17 protein-coding genes are annotated in these 16,672 nt (G+C 42.5%); 9 read left to right on the forward strand and 8 right to left on the reverse strand.

The window, feature by feature from the left end; genetic code table 11:
- From ACFOWS_RS13620 to ACFOWS_RS13630, 3 genes are read right to left on the reverse strand one after another with little or no spacing between them, the layout of a single operon-like run.
- On the reverse strand, positions 1 to 600 hold the full coding sequence (locus tag ACFOWS_RS13620) for a LemA family protein (RefSeq protein ID WP_379765471.1): 600 nt from the start codon (positions 598 to 600) through the stop codon (positions 1 to 3).
- Positions 601 to 618: 18 nt separating this feature from the next.
- Entirely contained in the window at positions 619 to 948 is a 330-nt protein-coding gene (locus ACFOWS_RS13625; RefSeq protein WP_366590928.1) for a MerR family transcriptional regulator, read from the reverse strand.
- Positions 948 to 1,925, reverse strand: coding sequence for a M23 family metallopeptidase (locus ACFOWS_RS13630; RefSeq protein WP_366590927.1), 978 nt, complete (start codon positions 1,923 to 1,925; stop codon positions 948 to 950). Before ACFOWS_RS13630 ends, ACFOWS_RS13625 begins: the two co-directional genes overlap by 1 nt.
- A gap of 123 nt (positions 1,926 to 2,048) precedes the next feature.
- On the opposite strand from ACFOWS_RS13630, the gene alaS reads away from it, so the two are divergent.
- The 4 genes from alaS to ACFOWS_RS13650 are packed head-to-tail and all read left to right on the forward strand — an operon-like array spanning position 2,049 to position 6,932.
- Positions 2,049 to 4,670 carry an alanine--tRNA ligase gene (gene alaS / locus ACFOWS_RS13635; protein WP_379765475.1) on the forward strand — a complete coding sequence of 874 codons (2,622 nt, stop codon included), beginning with the start codon at positions 2,049 to 2,051 and terminating at the stop codon, positions 4,668 to 4,670.
- Positions 4,671 to 4,673: 3 nt separating this feature from the next.
- Positions 4,674 to 5,330, forward strand: a complete 657-nt coding sequence (locus ACFOWS_RS13640; RefSeq protein WP_379765478.1) for a hypothetical protein — start codon at positions 4,674 to 4,676, stop codon at positions 5,328 to 5,330.
- A gap of 15 nt (positions 5,331 to 5,345) precedes the next feature.
- Positions 5,346 to 6,302, forward strand: coding sequence for a GSCFA domain-containing protein (locus tag ACFOWS_RS13645; RefSeq protein WP_379765481.1), 957 nt, complete (start codon positions 5,346 to 5,348; stop codon positions 6,300 to 6,302).
- Between the two features lie 3 nt (positions 6,303 to 6,305).
- Positions 6,306 to 6,932, forward strand: coding sequence for a DUF4230 domain-containing protein (locus ACFOWS_RS13650; RefSeq protein WP_379765484.1), 627 nt, complete (start codon positions 6,306 to 6,308; stop codon positions 6,930 to 6,932).
- Here ACFOWS_RS13650 and ACFOWS_RS13655 read toward each other — a convergent pair.
- The 3 genes from ACFOWS_RS13655 to ACFOWS_RS13665 all read right to left on the reverse strand — a co-directional run bounded on the left by ACFOWS_RS13655 (position 6,900) and on the right by ACFOWS_RS13665 (position 9,560).
- Positions 6,900 to 8,657 (reverse strand): aromatic amino acid hydroxylase, encoded by a 1,758-nt coding sequence (locus ACFOWS_RS13655; protein WP_379765486.1) that lies wholly within the window; start codon positions 8,655 to 8,657, stop codon positions 6,900 to 6,902. The genes ACFOWS_RS13650 and ACFOWS_RS13655 overlap by 33 nt on opposite strands.
- 100 nt (positions 8,658 to 8,757) lie before the next feature.
- The gene (locus tag ACFOWS_RS13660) at positions 8,758 to 9,336 is read right to left on the reverse strand and encodes a DUF4136 domain-containing protein (protein WP_379765489.1); all 579 of its coding nucleotides are present in this window, start codon (positions 9,334 to 9,336) and stop codon (positions 8,758 to 8,760) included.
- Positions 9,337 to 9,398: 62 nt separating this feature from the next.
- Positions 9,399 to 9,560, reverse strand: coding sequence for a DUF5522 domain-containing protein (locus ACFOWS_RS13665; RefSeq protein WP_366591242.1), 162 nt, complete (start codon positions 9,558 to 9,560; stop codon positions 9,399 to 9,401).
- Positions 9,561 to 9,733: 173 nt separating this feature from the next.
- Between ACFOWS_RS13665 and ACFOWS_RS13670 the strand changes: the two genes are divergently transcribed.
- The 5 genes from ACFOWS_RS13670 to ACFOWS_RS13690 all read left to right on the forward strand — a co-directional run bounded on the left by ACFOWS_RS13670 (position 9,734) and on the right by ACFOWS_RS13690 (position 14,099).
- The gene (locus tag ACFOWS_RS13670) at positions 9,734 to 10,063 is read left to right on the forward strand and encodes a hypothetical protein (protein WP_207096583.1); all 330 of its coding nucleotides are present in this window, start codon (positions 9,734 to 9,736) and stop codon (positions 10,061 to 10,063) included.
- 9 nt (positions 10,064 to 10,072) lie between these two features.
- Entirely contained in the window at positions 10,073 to 10,978 is a 906-nt protein-coding gene (locus tag ACFOWS_RS13675; protein ID WP_379765493.1) for a 1-aminocyclopropane-1-carboxylate deaminase/D-cysteine desulfhydrase, read from the forward strand.
- A complete protein-coding gene (locus ACFOWS_RS13680; protein ID WP_366591240.1) occupies positions 10,975 to 11,829 on the forward strand; it encodes a glucosaminidase domain-containing protein in 855 nt (284 codons plus the stop codon). The genes ACFOWS_RS13675 and ACFOWS_RS13680 overlap by 4 nt, the downstream gene beginning before the upstream one ends.
- Before the next feature lie 532 nt (positions 11,830 to 12,361).
- A complete protein-coding gene (hemL, locus tag ACFOWS_RS13685) occupies positions 12,362 to 13,639 on the forward strand; it encodes a glutamate-1-semialdehyde 2,1-aminomutase (RefSeq protein ID WP_379765496.1) in 1,278 nt (425 codons plus the stop codon).
- A 124-nt stretch (positions 13,640 to 13,763) separates the two neighbouring features.
- Positions 13,764 to 14,099, forward strand: coding sequence for a GIY-YIG nuclease family protein (locus ACFOWS_RS13690; protein ID WP_379765499.1), 336 nt, complete (start codon positions 13,764 to 13,766; stop codon positions 14,097 to 14,099).
- 440 nt (positions 14,100 to 14,539) lie between these two features.
- Here the strand turns inward: ACFOWS_RS13690 and ACFOWS_RS13695 are convergent, their stop codons facing one another.
- Together ACFOWS_RS13695 and ACFOWS_RS13700 are read right to left on the reverse strand one after the other, a co-directional pair.
- Positions 14,540 to 15,262, reverse strand: coding sequence for a hypothetical protein (locus ACFOWS_RS13695; RefSeq protein WP_379765502.1), 723 nt, complete (start codon positions 15,260 to 15,262; stop codon positions 14,540 to 14,542).
- A gap of 149 nt (positions 15,263 to 15,411) precedes the next feature.
- The gene (locus ACFOWS_RS13700) at positions 15,412 to 16,638 is read right to left on the reverse strand and encodes a PIN domain-containing protein (RefSeq protein ID WP_379765505.1); all 1,227 of its coding nucleotides are present in this window, start codon (positions 16,636 to 16,638) and stop codon (positions 15,412 to 15,414) included.
- Positions 16,639 to 16,672 lie beyond the last annotated feature (34 nt).

Raw genomic sequence — 16,672 nt, forward strand, 5'->3', positions numbered from 1 at the left:
CTAATCGAACTCAAAGTTAACCTCCGGTGCGTTCTCTGCTCCGGAATTGGAAGCAAACAGTGCCACGGGTTGAAAATTGGCAATACTGGCCACAATGTTGGTTGGAATCTGATTTATTTTGATATTGTATTCTCCAGCAATATCGTTGAACCGGTTGCGCTCCACATTAATACGGTTTTCGGTGCCTTCCAATTGGGATTGCAGCTCCAAAAAGTTTTGGTTCGCCTTCAATTCTGGATAACGCTCAACGGTCACCAATAGTCGGGAGAGTGCCGAGGAAAGCCCAGTCTGGGCCTGTTGGAATTCCGCCAATTGCTCTGCGGAAAGGTTGTTGGCATCAACGGTGGTGGAAGTGGCCTTGGCACGGGCCTCGATTACTTCCGTAAGTGTCTGGCGTTCAAAATCGGCTGCCCCTTGAACGGTTTTTACCAAATTTCCAATGAGGTCGCTTCTCCGTTGGTATGAACTTTCCACATTGGCCCATTGTTTCGTGGCCTGCCCTTTCATGTTCACAAGATTGTTATTGGTTCGTATGTACCAGCCACCAATCAATACCCCCAGTACCACAAGTACAATAAGGGCGATAATGCCTTTTTTCATTTTCCTGTTTTTTAATGGTTATAGTTGATCTTTTATTTTTAAGAGTTCGGCACGTACTTTTTGAAGTTTCTGAACGACCTCGAAGGTGGAAAGTGTTTTCTGTTTTTCTTCCTTCAGGTGGATTTTGGCACCTTCCAACGTAAAGCCCCTTTCCTTCACCAAATGATAGATCAGTTGCAAATTTTGAATGTCCTGCGGGGTAAATTTCCGGTTGCCCTTGGCATTTTTTTTAGGTTGGAGTACATCAAACTCCTTTTCCCAAAAACGAATCAGGGACGTGTTCACCCCAAAGGCCTTGGCCACTTCGCCAATGCCATAATACCGTTTTTCGGGAAGCTCTACGTACATTAATCGAGGGATTGGTTCTCTTGGTTGGCCAATTTGAGCATATTGTCAAACTCTTCCGCCGTTAAACTTCCATAGTAAAAGTTAATGGGGTTAATGCGTTCGCCGTCCTTGAACACTTCATAATGGACGTGGGGTGCCTCGGAACGACCAGTGCTACCAACAAAGCCGATCAAATCTCCTCTTTTCACCTTTTGGCCCACGGTAACATTGTACTTGCTCATGTGTCCATACAGCGAAAGGTACCCATAGCCATGATCTATGCGGACGTGTTTTCCATATCCTGATGATCTGTTATCCGCACGTGTAACTTTTCCATCCCCTGTTGCATAAATGGGGGTTCCCCGCGGAGCGGTAAAATCCATACCCCAGTGCATTTTACGGGCCTTCGTAAAAGGGTCGGACCGCCAACCATAACCAGAGGCCATTCGCGTGAGGTCTTCATTACTAATGGGTTGAATGGCCGGAATGGAAGCCAATAGCTTCTCTTTTTCTTCGGCCAATTTGGCAATTTCATCCAACGATTTCGACTGTATCACCATTTGCTTTTGAATGATGTCCAACCGCTTCGTGGCATTTATGATGATTTCTGAATTGTTGAATCCTTCCAAGGATTTATATCGGTTGATTCCCCCAAAACCTGCTCTACGTTGCTCTTCCGGAATGGGATTGGCCTCAAAATATAATCGGTAAATATTATTGTCACGCTCTTCAATATTGGCCAAAACCTGCTCCATTTGCTCCATTTTTCGGTTTAGGATGTCATATTGGAGTTCATAGTTGCGAACTTCACGCTCCAGCGAGAGTTCCTTTGGCGTATTGACCCATCTTGTATTCAATAATATGATAAGTCCGAGGAAACCGAACAAGGCCGAACCTACCAGAAATAAGAAGAGATTCCGGTATCTTTTGGATTTCTTCGGCTCAATCTTCCTATAGGAAAGTGTATCCGGGTCGTAATAGTACTTAACTTTAGACATGAAGGGATTTTATCCTATTTTTGCTCACCCGTCTACCAAAAGACAGGCTCTTTTTATCAAAACAAGCAAATATAAAAATTGTTTTGCTTAAAGTGTTAAATTTAAGAAAACCCTAGGAATTCAATGACATCCCAAGAAGTTAGATTGCAATTTTTGAATTTTTTTAAGGAGAAAAACCATAAAATAGTCCCATCGGCGCCCATGGTGATGAAAGATGACCCCACTTTGATGTTCACCAATGCAGGAATGAACCAGTTCAAAGAGTTTTTCTTGGGAAATTCCATTCCAAAGTCAAAACGGGTGACCGATACCCAAAAATGTCTTCGGGTGAGTGGGAAGCACAACGATTTGGAAGAAGTTGGGAAAGATACCTACCATCACACCATGTTTGAGATGTTGGGCAACTGGAGTTTTGGGGATTATTTTAAGAAAGAGGCCATTCAATGGGCGTGGGAATTGCTCACTGAAGTATATAAAATAGATAAGGATAGTCTATACGTTTCGGTTTTTGAAGGAAGCGATGACGACAATTTGGAGCTGGACCAAGAAGCGTATGATCTGTGGAAAGCCATTGTTCCCGAAGACCGAATCATTATGGGGAACAAAAAGGACAATTTCTGGGAGATGGGCGACCAAGGTCCCTGTGGTCCTTGTTCTGAAATACATGTGGACCTCCGTTCCAAAGAAGAGAAGGCCAAGGTGCCTGGAGCGTCTTTGGTAAACCAAGATGATCCGCTTGTGGTGGAAATCTGGAATTTGGTCTTTATCCAGTACAATCGAAAGGCCAATGGGTCTTTGGAAGACCTTCCCGAAAAGCATATCGACACAGGAATGGGATTTGAGCGCTTGTGTATGGTGCTACAAGGTGTAAAATCAAACTACGATACCGATGTGTTTACCCCATTGATTCGGGAGATTGAAACCATCACTGGCCATAAATATGGTAAAAAGGAAGAAACCAATATTGCGATTCGTGTAGTGGCCGACCATATCCGAGCTGTTGCCTTTGCCATTGCCGATGGCCAGTTGCCGAGTAATACGGGTGCAGGTTACGTTATCCGTAGGATATTGCGCCGCGCCATTCGCTACGGATTTACATTTTTGGACACTAAACAACCTTTTATTTATCGGTTGGTGAACGTATTGAGTGAACGTATGGGGAAAGCTTTTCCGGAACTTCCCAAAAACCACCAACTCATAGAAAATGTTATTAAGGAAGAAGAAAACTCGTTTTTGAGTACTTTGGAACAGGGATTGGTGCTGTTGGATTCTGTGATTGCTTCATCAAAAGGTAAAACCATTGATGGCGAAAAAGCTTTTGAGCTCTATGACACCTTCGGGTTTCCTATTGACCTAACCTCGCTCATTCTTCAAGAAAAAGGATACCAACTGGATGTTGAAGGTTTTGAAAAAGCCTTGAAAGCGCAAAAAGACCGTTCCCGAGCTGCATCGGAAGTTTCCAAAGACGATTGGACAGTGCTACAGCAAGATGCTGAGCAGGAATTTGTGGGTTATGACGTCTTGGAATCCAACGTGAAACTGGTGAAATACAGAAAAGTCAGTAGTAAAAAAGAAGGTGACCAATACCAATTGGTGTTCAACCTGACCCCCTTTTATGCTGAAGGCGGTGGACAGGTGGGTGATAAAGGTTACTTGGAAGCCCCAAATGGTGACGTGGTTTACATCGTGGACACCAAAAAAGAGAACAACGAGATTGTGCATTTTGCTGAAGACCTTCCCAAGGATGTTTCGGGAACTTTTAAAGCGGTGGTAGATAAAGAACAACGTTTTCATACCGCTTGCAACCATACCGCAACACACTTACTGCACCAAGCCCTTCGGGAAATTTTGGGAACCCATGTGGAGCAAAAAGGTTCAGCGGTGCATTCCAAATATCTACGATTCGATTTTTCGCATTTCTCCAAAATGACCCCAGCAGAACTCCGTGATGTGGAAAACTTTGTCAATGCCCGTATTGCGGGTCAACTCCCTTTTGAGGAAAATAGAAATATGCCCATAAAGGATGCCATGGAGCAAGGTGCTATGGCCCTTTTTGGTGAAAAATATGGTGATACGGTGCGCACGGTCCGCTTTGGGCAATCCATTGAACTTTGTGGGGGAACGCATGTAAAGAACACAGCCGAAATTTGGCATTTTAAAATTGTTTCTGAAGGAGCTGTTGCGGCCGGAATCCGGAGAATTGAAGCTATCACCTCAGAAGCGGCCAAGGAGTTCTTCTTTAAAAACAACCAGATGTTGTTCGAGATAAAGGATGTATTGAATACTTCCCAAGATCCTGTGAAAGCCGTTGTCAGTTTGCAAGAAGAGAATGCTAGTCTAAGAAAACAAGTGGAGCAATTGTTGAAGGACAAAGCCAAAGGGCTCAAAAATGACTTGATTGCGGAGTTGAAGGATATCAATGGGATTCAATTCTTGGGCAAAAAAGTGGATTTGGATGCAGGTGGCATAAAGGATTTGGCCTTTGAAATGGGAGGTCAGGTCACTAATTTATTCTTGCTATTGGCCTCAGAAAATGATGGAAAAGCCATATTGTCCTGTTACATTTCAAAAGATTTGGCGTCCAACAAGGGACTAAACGCTGGAAACATTGTACGGGAACTGGGCAAGCACATTCAAGGTGGTGGGGGCGGACAACCCTTCTTTGCCACTGCGGGAGGTAAAAATCCCAGCGGTATTCCAGCCGCCTTGGCCAATGCCGAGGAGCTAGTTCGGGCAACAAGATAAGGTATGAGATTCTTCAAAATAAGAGAGTTCAACTGGAAGTATATCTTCGGAGAAATTTTTCTGTTGTTTGTGGGCATCAATTTGGCCATTTGGTTCAACGATTGGAACGCCTCTAAAACCATTCAGAAAAACAAGGAAATCGCTCTGGAAAAAATTGAAGGGGAAATCGAAAATAACTTGGAGCAATTGGTAAAAGACCATGAATCCAACCAAAAAATACCTGCCTTTTTTGCGGAGATGGACAGTATCAAAAGTGAAGAAGGAAGGATAATAGCTTCTCCCGAATCCATGCACTACTTCGTTAAAAAGTATCCAGAATTTGTCAGAAAATTAGATTCTATCTCTGTTGGAAATGGACTTTACCATTACAATCTAGATTCTTTCATCAATCTTGAAATCACGGACTTGAGCAGTATTGCTTGGGATGTATCCAAATCGACAGGAATTTTCCATGAATTTGGGTACGATTGTCTGTACGACCTTCAGAAGTTATACAATACCCAAGATTTGGTGAAAAATGAACTCAACAAAGCTACAGAAGCATTGCGAAATAAATCCATGCCGGATTTGATGAACACCTTGGCTATCATGAAACAATTGGAAGAGCAGTTGGAAACGCAGTACAAGGATATGCTAGAAAGCATTGATGACTGTAAATAACGTATCTTACGTTTCATGAAACTCCAAACCACAGTTCCCTTAAAAAAGACGGAGAATCCCGTTGATTATAAGAGTAAATTGCTCCTGATGGGCTCCTGTTTTGTGGAAAATATGGGAGGGAAACTGGATTATTTCAAGTTCCAACAACTGCAAAACCCTTTTGGAATTCTATTTCATCCTCTAGCTATTGAAAACTTGGTAGCACGGTCTTTGGAAAATAGACCCTATACAGAAGCTGAAGTTTTTGAAAGTGATGGCATTTGGCATTGTTTTGATGCTCATTCCGATTTAAGATCAAAGAATCCGGAAGTTTTGTTGCAATTGCTCAATCAAAGGTTGAATGAAACCAAGGCCGCTCTAACAAATGCCTCACATGTCATCATAACTTTGGGAACCGCATGGGTGTATTGGCATAAAGCAACAAATAAAATAGTGGCCAATTGCCATAAAGTTCCCCAAAAGGAATTTACCAAAGAATTACTGCCCATTGAGGTAGTAGCGACCAGTCTTCAAAATATGGTAGAAAAGGTTGCGGAAGTAAATCCCGAAGCGCAATTGATTTTTACCATTTCTCCGGTTCGACACCTAAAGGATGGTTTTGTGGAAAATCAGCAGAGCAAGGCCCATCTCATTTCAGCAGTTCACAAGGTTTTGTCACCTCGAGCGCAGTCGAGAGGTCTTAATTACTTTCCAGCCTATGAGATAATGATGGATGAACTGCGTGATTATCGCTTTTACGGAAAGGATTTAGTGCATCCCAACGCATTGGCGGTAGCATATATTTGGGAGAAGTTCAAGTCCGTTTGGATTGATGAGGGTTATTACTCCGTAATGGAGGAAGTCGATAGTATCCAAAAAGGGCTTTTACACCGACCATTTAACCCAGATTCTGCTGCGCACCAAAAGTTTGAAACATCTCTCCGGTCAAAAATTACGTATCTTCAAGAGAAGTATCCTTTCATGAAATTTTAAAAAATGAAGAAAGTACTCGTTGGGGCCATCATTGCTCTAGCTTCGGTTTTAATCTATAAATCCTGTGCCGATGAGCGCGAACAAAGGACGTTGCTCCAAGAAAGTTCCATGCTTATTCAACAGGAATTGAAGAACGTTTCCAAGCTCATTGTTACCGAAGGTCATTTTACGGAAGTCTATAACTACAAAGACTCGCGTGAGTTGTTCGGTTCTTTGGTCACGGCGGATAAAAAGGCCTTGGTGGTGGCCAATGCAGAGGTCACTATCGCATATGATCTTTCCAAAATCACCTATGATGTGGATGAGGCCAATAAAACCATCACGATTACCCAAATTCCAGAGGCGGAAATCAAGATAAACCCAGATTTTGAATATTATGATGTTACGGCGGATTATTTAAATCCCTTCAAGGCTGCGGATTACAATTTGATCAAAAAAAACGTCAACCAGTCATTATTGAAAAAGATTGAAGCCTCTACCTTGGTCTCAAATGCAGAAAACCGACTGCTCAGTGAACTTTCGCGAATTTATGTATTGACCAATTCCTTGGGTTGGACCTTGGTGTATGGGGAAGAACCTGTCAGTTCCACGGAAGAATTACTTGACCTCCGTAAAGCTATGGTCGATTAGTTCAATACCATCATCAATCAAATGCCCCACTTTGGGATTGTTTTGTTTGATGGACTCCAAATGCTCCAAGATTTCTTGCTGAAAGGCTTCATCATTTCCTTTTTTGGCCAATTCGTACAATTCTACGGGTAATAACCAATCGTTGGGATGGTTTTCTGTTAGTGCTTTAAAAACCTTATTTCGGGAAATGGTGGTGTTTTTTCCTTCCCGAAACTCCCTTACCTGTAAATAGTACTGCTCCAGCTGTTGGCGCTCTGCACTTTTCTTGTGTTTGATAGTGGTTTCGGTAATCTCATGCGTGATGAGGTCAAAACTGTTTAAATCCGCTGGGCCATTAAAGGCGGAGACCACCTGTTGTCCCACGGCCATGTGGTACAATCCCCATTCCGGTTTAAAGATGATTTCCCCGTTGTAGGTCACTGTACAATCTTGAAAGGTCACCAAAATAATTTTGCCCCTAAGATTTCGCGTTCCGGTGATGATGGTGCCTTCTACGGTCACCCCACCTTCAAATTCCAGGGTTATTTGTTCCCCTTCATAAATTTTATAGGCTTTTAGATCCCGCGGACCCATATCCTCAATGGCAATGTTGATGCCTTTCAGTTTACCGATGGGCGTCCCAAAACCTTCAGGGTGCTGGGCAATGCTATGGCCCACCAATTCTTTTTCACGATAGGCGAGGGCCGTTGGCCCTTTGGTTTGTATATAGATGGGTTTGCCCTCGTGTTCCATGACTTTGTTAAAATTCCCAGATATCTGCAATCCGGTGCTGAGCTCAATCGTGCCCAGTTCTTTGGAATTAATCAGTTTTAGAACCCCGGAAAGGCCGCCTTTACGCAAGGCCATGGTATTGGCAAAGTCTTCCAACACCTGGCTCAAAAAGGCAAAATCAGGAGTAACGAAGAGCTGCGGCTGTGGTTTGGTAATATCAAACTCAGTATGTGCAGCTTCTAAGGAATAGGGTAGCTTTTTCACTTTGTCCGTCATGCACCATGCACTTTCCCCGATAGAGGACAAAAGACCAGCGCCATAAATTTTTGGGTTTTCCACGGTGCCGATAAGGCCATATTCCACGGTCCACCAATGCAAATTTCGGATGAGGGCCATTTCACTGGGGGTGCCCATATTCTTTTGAAGGTGCTCAATATGCTTCTCGGCTTCATCAATTTCTTCCTGTGGTGTACCGGCCGCTTCTTTGATGATGGACAAATGCCGCACGGCATGGTAGAGCTCGTAATCTTTTGCGCTTGAAATCGCCTTGCAACCAATTTCCCCAAATCGCCGCAGATATTCAGCATACTCCGGATTGGCAATAATCGGAGCATGTCCTGCCCCTTCATGAATGATATCCGGTGCAGGGGTGTATTCAATGTTCTCTAACTGGCGGATATCCGAAGCAATCACCAACACATTGTACGCCTGGAATTCCATAAAGGCCGAAGGAGGGATGAAACCATCCACGGCCACAGCGGCCCAACCGATTTCCTTCAAAATCCGGTTCATGCCGTACATATTGGGAATATGGTCGATAGATATCCCGGTTTTCTTCAATCCATCCACATAAGAACTATGCGCCACCCGGCTCAAATAGTCTACATTTTTCCGCATCACATAGCGCCAAACGGCTTGATCAATAGGCGAATATGCCTCATAATGCTGTGGTTTTATAAACTGCTTGAGGTGTTTGGGCAACTTGTCCAATATGGGATTCGATTCGTAGCTCATAAACGTGTTTTCCTTTTTTTAAAGGTACAAAATCGAAATGGGTCTATCCTAAAAACCAAGGTGTGGGAAACAAAAAACCGCTCAACGAGCGGTTTGTATGTTAATTAGAGGCAACGGCTGTTGTAGGCGGATACTCCTGTAGAATTTGAGAGACAAACTCCCGGATACGCTCCTCTTTTCTTTCAATGTTCTTGGTGTTGTTCAAGGTGCCTACACCACGACCCTGCCAAACCAATTCTTTTTTGTTCGCATCGATGACATCAATATAAAGAGAACCTTCGGTGCGGGTGCTCACGTTGTTGCCACCCCAGCCCCAGCCCCAACCGGGACCCCAGACCCAAGGGTTGTAGAAACCACCCCAACCCCAGCCCCAGCCAAAGTTGTTATTGTAAACATCAACACGCTCACGTTCCTTGGTAAAAATGCTGATAAGGACATCTGGATTTTCGGATTTTACGAAACCGCGGGACCCCAATTCGTTTTCAATGGCGCGTAGAATGCGTTTTTTGTCCAAATCGGAAATTTGAGCTTGATCGATACCTGTTTTGTAAAAAGCGTAACTTTTGTACGTATTGAAGTTGGTCTGTTGGTCATAGTCGGAAACCACTCTTACAGAACTGCAAGAAGCCAATAAGATAAGGGCCATTACAGCCAAAGTGAATAATTTTACATTTTTCATAGTACTGTTTTTGAATTCGTTGAGATACTAAATACGTCACAAATATTATGCCGAATGCAATTTTAGCGTCTCATGTTTGTTTTTGCACTGTAACCGTATGGGCAATGTCGGCAACCACTTTCACAACAATACCCTCTTTTTAGGAGATATTGCTCTGTGAATACCTTATACCCCTCCTCCGAAAAGTAAAAATCACCCTCCTCCAAGGGAATATGTTCCTTCATACGTGCAACGCAAGTTCTTTACCTAAAGTTACAATTTTCAAGGGAAAAGCCCTAGGGTTTTAAGATTTCCAAAACAGGGTTATTCACCGAAATTGTTGATCGTATTATCGATAGCACCCAATTTTACCAGCATTTTGCAGTTATATTTGTAGGAAACCTTTGATAGTTTTTACGTGATATTGGTATTCAAACACTTTTTTTACAAAAACTACGTCGGACTATCGGTGTGGCCCTTTATATTTCTGAAGGAAGGGTCGCTCAAAGCGGATGAAGTGCTCATCAACCATGAGCGCATCCACCTAAAACAACAACGGGAACTTCTCATTTTACCCTTTTACATTCTTTATATTTCCGAATGGTTGTTGCGTACCTTACTTTATTTGGATAGTTACCGTGCCTACCAGAACATCAGTTTTGAACGGGAAGCCTATGCCAATGAAAAGGACATGGATTATCTTTCCAAGCGAAAAGCCTTTGGTTTTGTCAACTACTTGACACGTTAAGGGACAGATTTGAAAACAGCCAATCAGAAAATAGAGTCGCCCCTTCTTGATGAAAAAGAGGTGACCCTTCACATTAAACGAGAAGACACCATACATCCTTTTGTTTCGGGGAACAAGTACCGTAAACTCAAATACAATCTTCTGGAAGCCCAGAATCAGGGTCAGACCACCTTGCTCACTTTTGGCGGGGCCTTTTCCAACCATATTGCCGCAGTGGCTTGTGCCGGACATGAACAGGGATTCAAAACCATTGGGGTCATTCGAGGCGAAGAGTTGGAGGGAAACTGGGAAGGTAATCCCACCCTAGAACTGGCCCATAAGCACGGAATGCAGTTTCATTTTGTATCGCGAAATGCGTATCGAGATAAAAACGAGCCTGATTTTTTGCAGCAGTTAAAAGACACTTTTGGCAAATTTTATCTACTTCGGGAAGGAGGCACCAACGAACTGGCCGTAAAAGGCTGTGCTGAAATTCTGTCCGAAGATGATTCCACTTTCGATTATATCTGCAGTAGTGTGGGAACAGGTGGGACCTTAGCTGGACTTATCAATTCCACCCAACCCCATCAGACCGTTTTAGGGGTCCCTGCACTAAAGGGTGATTTTTTGAAAGCGGATATTAGTACATTTGCGCAAAATGAACGTTGGCAATTGGTCACCGATTATCATTTTGGGGGCTATGCCAAAGTAACCCCAGAGTTGGTGCAATTCATCAACCGTTTTAAAAAGGGAACTGGGATTCCGTTGGACCCCATTTACACGGGAAAGCTTGTTTTTGGTATTTTTGAACTCATAAAACAGGATTTTTTCCCAAAAGGAACCCAAATTTTGGCTATCCACACTGGCGGATTGCAAGGGATAACAGGCATGAACCAAGTGTTGGAACAAAAAAAATTACCATTATTGGACGTATGATCAGGCGAATAGGATATGTGCTGCTGGTGGCTTTTTTGCTGAGCAGTTGTGGTGCGAAAAAAAGAAGGACAACCCAGAGAAATGGGGCTCCGGTAGTGATAAAAACCGAAGAACCCGTCACAAAGACCACTACCGATGTGGAAACGGAGGTGGCCAAGGATCTCTACCCCATGCCTGCAGACCCAGGGCGGTTTGAGCGCTTTCCCATTTCTGATACCCAGGAGTATATTGAAACCTTTGCCGAGATCGCCCAATACGAAATGCGTGCTTTCGGTATTCCGGCCAGTATCACCTTGGCACAGGGTATTTTGGAAAGTGGTTCTGGGCGCGGAGAGCTTACCTTAAAAACCAACAATCATTTCGGTATCAAATGCCATACCGGTTGGCAGGGTGAGTACGATTTTCATGATGATGATGCCAAGGGGGAATGCTTCCGAAAATACAATCACCCCATGTTCTCATTTCGGGATCATAGTATCTTTTTGTCCTCGCGTTCCAGATACGCCTTTTTGTTCAATTACAGGCGTGATGATTACAAAAAGTGGGCGCATGGTCTCAGACAAGCGGGCTATGCCACGGACCGACAGTATCCACAGAAATTGATCGCATTGATTGAACGGTATAACCTGCACGAATATGACGAAGCTGTTGTGCGCGGCGGTTTGGACACGGTTCGTGAACCCAAACAATATGAAGTGTTCACCCACGTAGTGGAAAAGGGCGATACGCTCTATGCGCTTTCCCGCAAATATGAAATCTCGGTGGATGAAATCCAACGGCTCAACAATCTTAACGGCACCAACATTTCCATTGGGCAAGTGCTGAACATCCGAAAAGAAAAAGCAAAATAGCCGTCAGTTCGAGTGGCTTGGCTGTGAGGATAAGCTGTACCCGCCTACCGGTAGGCAGGTCGAGGACTGATACGAAGTTGCTGATTCTCGATACGATTCACTAAAGTGAATCACTCGAATTGACGCCAGAAGCTTTTAGTTATGAACCATGGGATGCTGAATCCCCGCCTGATGGACGGGCAGGAAGTTCAGCATGACGTAGAATGTCTTCACTGTCAGTTCGAGCGCAGTCGAGAACGACTTTCACTTCGAATACACCTCGATTTCTCCTTCGACTTCGCTCAGGAAGACATCTCATGTGACATTTAGGACTTTGTCCGTGTTGAACCAACAATTTCCGTTTCCAAGAAAGTTGCAGGATACTTACCTTTGCCTCAACTGTCATCCTGAGCACGGTCGAAGGGTCTCACAACAGCATTAGACATGTTTTTTGAGATGCTGAAACAGGTTCAGCATGACGACAGAACCCAAAGTATCAAAAATCGAATAAGAGATTCCCGTCTGCACGGGAATGACATGGATAACATAATTTATGATCTACCAACGAAGCAGTGCTCTCTTTGCAGAGGCGAAAAAATACATCCCAGGAGGGGTAAATTCCCCGGTGCGAGCCTTTAAAGCAGTAGGGGGCGACCCTATTTTTGTAAAAGAAGCTAAAGGTGCCTACCTCTATGATGTGGATGGCAACCAACTCATCGATTACATTGCCTCTTGGGGTCCGTTGATTCTGGGTCATGCCTACGAACCTGTGATCAATGCCGTGATTGAAAAGGCCAAAAAAGGGACTTCGTTTGGGATGCCCACCGAAATTGAAACCGAACTGGCACAATTGGCGGTTTCCATGGTGCCGAATATTGACAAAATACGCTTTGTGAACAGTGGTACCGAAGCTTGTATGAGTGCGGTGCGCCTCGCGCGCGGGTACACGGGCAAGGACAAGATCATCAAATTTGCGGGGTGCTATCATGGCCATTCCGACTCGTTTTTGATTCAAGCGGGGAGTGGTGCGGTAACCTTTGGGAGTCCCAATAGCCCCGGGGTGACGCAAGGCACCGCCAAGGACACCCTTTTGGCGGATTACAACGATTTGGAAGGGGTAAAAACCCTCGTGGAAGCCAATAAAGGTGAAATTGCTGCCATTATCTTAGAACCTGTGGCCGGCAATATGGGATGTATTATCCCTACCGATGAATTTATCCACGGTTTACGTAAACTCTGTACCCAAGAAGGCATTTTGTTGCTTTTTGATGAGGTGATGACTGGCTTTCGTCTCGGAAAAGGTGGTGCGCAGGAAGCTTTGGGCGTGGATGCCGATATGGTGATGTTTGGTAAGGTGATTGGGGGTGGATTACCCGTTGGAGCTTTTGCAGCCCGAGCCGAGATTATGGCCCATTTGGCCCCGGAGGGGCCGGTGTACCAAGCGGGAACCTTAAGTGGAAATCCTTTGGCCATGAGTGCCGGACTTGCCATGCTCACAGAACTGAACAACCGTCCTGAAGTTTTTACCAGTCTTGCGGACAAAACAGAATACCTCCATAACGGCATTGCCCAAACACTTACCGAAAAAGGGATAACCCACCAGATTAACCGCTATGGCAGTATGATCTCCGTACATTTTACGGACGAACCGGTGGTGGATTTCGCCTCCTCAGCCAAGGGCAACAACGATACTTTTAAAAAGTATTTTCATGGTATGTTGGAAAACGGAGTGTATTTGCCTCCTTCTGCCTTTGAAAGCTACTTCTTAAATGATGCTTTGAGCTATGCGGATTTGGACAAGACTATTGAGGCGGTCCAAAAGGTCTTCTAGTTACGTTACCTAATTGTCATTTCGAAGGAGCATGGCGACTGAGAAATCTAGATTTCTCACGCTCCTTTCAGTCAGTTCGAAATGACTTGTCCGTGTCATTTCGAAATGAGGAGCTTAGCGACGATTGAGAAATCTCACTTCAAAAAAGCTATATTTAAAAATGCTTTCACCCTACTTTATCTACATTGTTACGAATGAAAAGAAGACGGTGCTTTACATTGGGGTGACCAACAATATCCAAAAAAGACTTTCACAACATTACTTCGATAGCGAAAATGCCAAAAAATCCTTTGCAGGGAAGTATAATTGCTACCATTTAGTTTTCTATGAACCGTTTGATTCCATTGAGTTGGCCATTGCACGAGAAAAGGAGTTGAAAAAATGGCGAAGGGAAAAGAAAGATAGGTTGATTTCTTCCTTTAATCCAGATTGGGAGTTTTTGAACCATCAGGTTATTTAGTCACTTCGAAGAAGCGTAGCGACTGAGAAATCTCATTCTTCCGGTTAGATTTCTCACGTTCCTTTCAGTCGGTTCGAAATGACTTGTCCGTGTCATTTCGATATGAGGAACGCAGTTACGATTGAGAAATTTCCTTCTTCTGGATAGATTTCTCACACTCCTTTCAGTCGGTTCGAAATGACTTGTCCGTGTCATTTCGAGATGAGGAATGCAGTGACGATTGAGAAATCTCTTTCTTCTGGTTAGATTTCTCACGTTCCTTTCAGTCAGTTCGAAATGACTTGTCCGTGTCATTTCGACATGAGGAACGCAGTGACGATTGAGAAATCTCCTTCTTCTGGATAGATTTCTCACATTCCTTTCAGTCAGTTCGAAATGACTATGAGGGTAAAAGAAGATTAAAGTGGAGGGGAATGTGTTTTAAAAATTTGTACAAAAGTTCATTCATCAAAAAAGAATTCATGAATCTTAATCAAGTCCCCCCTTCCAATTTGAATGAGATTCATGGTTTCTTTTAAATAAATACCCAAAGAACGTTCATTATAGATGAATTTCATATCAGGTGAGTAATCGGTGACTAAATACATGTCTCCATCAATTTTATAAAAATCAATATTCTCCCCTTTATTGGCTTTTACACCCCTATTCACAACTTTGCCATTCAATAAGGATGTGCGAATAGTTCCTTCATCTGCTACTGCAGAAGCCACTTTTGTGTAAGAGGTCATCATGTTCAACCATTCTTCGCTATCAATCATAAACCATTTAACTTTGTTAAAGTCAATTCCATATTCATTGATCCATCCAAAACTAGTAAAGCCAAATAAGACGACTTTTTTTCCAAGTTCAGGTTCATCATCCTTAATTTCAAATTCTCTTATTTTAAAAGTAATTACCGAAGTCGCCGACATATCCTTGACCTTTTTTCCATCAAAATCAAGTGTTTTTAATGAAAACTTATTGTATTCAGGGTGATTGGTTAAGAGCCATTCTGTAGCGGTCAATTCAGCCTGTTCTTTCATTTGCTCAACAGCAGCTATGCCTGCTCCTATTGCTAACAGGCCACCTGCCGCTGCCGCAATGGCAACACCATCGTTTTGAGCTTTTGTGTTTTGAGGGATTAAACAAGTTAAAACGAGAAGGAGAATGATTGTTTTTTTCATGAGTTGATTTTAAATTTTGCATAACCGCCCCGGTTAGGAGTAATTGTGCTGGTTAGTACTGAACTTTGCAAGTACACACCAAGTAGGAAATTCCGCAAGAATTGCCAAAGTAGGCGAGAACAAGCAATTACTTATAGCCAATGTTGTGCTTAGTTATTTTCGTCACTATCTTTTTCTCTATTCTCGATAATTTTTTTGAAATATTCTGTTGGCGGAATTCTATGTCTTAGATGACTATTTTCAAATCTATCATTGGATAAACGTTCTAACCTTTCATTAATTTCGTTCAACTCATTGTCCATTTCTGCTTTTTGAATACTTAAACTATGGATATATTCTTGTATATCACTATTATCTATTCCTTCTCTCATTAATGAATTTTGTTGCTTGTCAATTTGAAAAATATTTTCTTTTAGCTCATTCTTTCTTTGTCTTAGGAACTCATACCTTTCCTTTTCTCTTAACCTTCTCCTTATTTCTCTTTCGGTTCTCCTTTTCAGCATTCGCGAATGTTCAATTTCAGCTAATTTCATTGCCTTAATTTCTTTTAAAGCTTCTTGATTGACCTGTTCTTCTAAAAAGTTTTGACCATAAGACAGAAAGCGTTCAGAGGAATACATATGAAAATCAACATTTGCCTTTTCGCTAATTTCGGCAGTTAATTCTTGCCTTGGACCCATATTACGTCCATCTTTAATTTTCCACCACCAATCTTTTTTTCTTTCGTCTGTGATAAAAATTATTGGTGCTTTGGTGTCTTTTGCCTTATCAATAACTTGACACCAGAGAATAAAGTCGCCATATTTTCTATTGCCTTCTTTATTTTTTTCATCTTCGTATCCGGGTGGTATTTTTTTATCAAATCTTTCCTGTCCTTCTTTATAAAGCTCTTCTAACTTTTTGTCATCATAAGGCTCTGAAATTTTCTTTTCAAAAAGAATTGATAGTTCATCATAAATTGGGTCGGACTTTAAATAATCGCAATATTTGTCAATACTTTCTTCAACTTCGGAATTAACTTTTTCAAAAACTTTATTTAAATCCTTGTGTACTTTTTCAGATAAAAATGGTGGTTTGCTGGTCGACTGTAAGTCCTTTTGAATTTGCTTTATTTTATCAGTAAATTCTTTGTACGCTTTTTCTTGGTCTGCAATAACTTCATATCGATTACGGTTGTATTCCAAAGCCGATTGATGAGGCAACCAAATTTTATCTTTAAATTTGGTAATTAAATCAATTATCGTTTTTCTTGTTTCATTTGAATATCTATACAAATTCAACAAAACATTTGCATCAAACAATATTGTTCCTTTTTCCCAAATTTCTTTTATTTCAGCTTCTGTTTTCTTGCTATATCCAGGGAAAATATTCTTCATAGAGTTTTTTTATAATTAAGCACAACTTGTTTAT

Origin of the sequence: Flagellimonas marina (assembly GCF_042651185.1) — a bacterium.
In the GTDB taxonomy this organism is placed as follows: domain Bacteria; phylum Bacteroidota; class Bacteroidia; order Flavobacteriales; family Flavobacteriaceae; genus Flagellimonas; species Flagellimonas marina.